Annotated in this window: 1 protein-coding gene; it reads right to left on the minus strand. The window is 39.4% G+C overall.

Features of this window, described 5'->3' with window-relative positions; all coding sequences use genetic code 11:
- On the minus strand, window positions 1-232 hold a 232-nt coding region (locus tag ACTJLE_RS06490; protein ID WP_481267908.1), incomplete at its 3' end, for a transcriptional regulator.
- Window positions 233-551 lie beyond the last annotated feature (319 nt).

Below are 551 nucleotides of genomic sequence, written 5' to 3' on the forward strand. Positions count from 1 at the left end.
GGGTTTCAGCATCCGCAAACAGTTCAAACTCCGTATCGTTTAGTTTTCCTCCGCTTACCTTCCAAAGCTCCTCGTGAGCTTTACTGGCGCAGGTTTTTGCTGTTTGCGCGATGTCGAGCATGCTGATAGCCGAACTAATTTTCCCTTCTTCAGCTTTTTTGATTGCGTTTAATGTGTAGCGTCTGCATGTTTTAACTTCGTTTGTAAGGTTTTGTAAAATTTCTTTTTTCATAAGGTTTCTCCTTTGTTTCTGTGCTTTTTGCTAGTACTATATATCACTCTAAAAGAGCAGAATAGCAAGCTTTTAAGCCAAGAAACACCGGGTATTTACACGTTTTTCCCCACCAGTTTTCGCTAATTTTTTTACTCTTAAAAACCGTTAAACGTTTCTAAAATCATGCGGAAATAATCATCACCCAAAAATCATCTACTACAGTCAAACATGCTTTTACAAAAACCTCGTTCTCTTGCTCTAAATTCGCGAAAATTTCTTCAACCAAAGAACCTGTAGGACAGTCTTCACTCAACACGTACGCCTGGTCTTCACTCGC

It is taken from the genome of Gardnerella sp. CCPDSM, assembly GCF_056754715.1.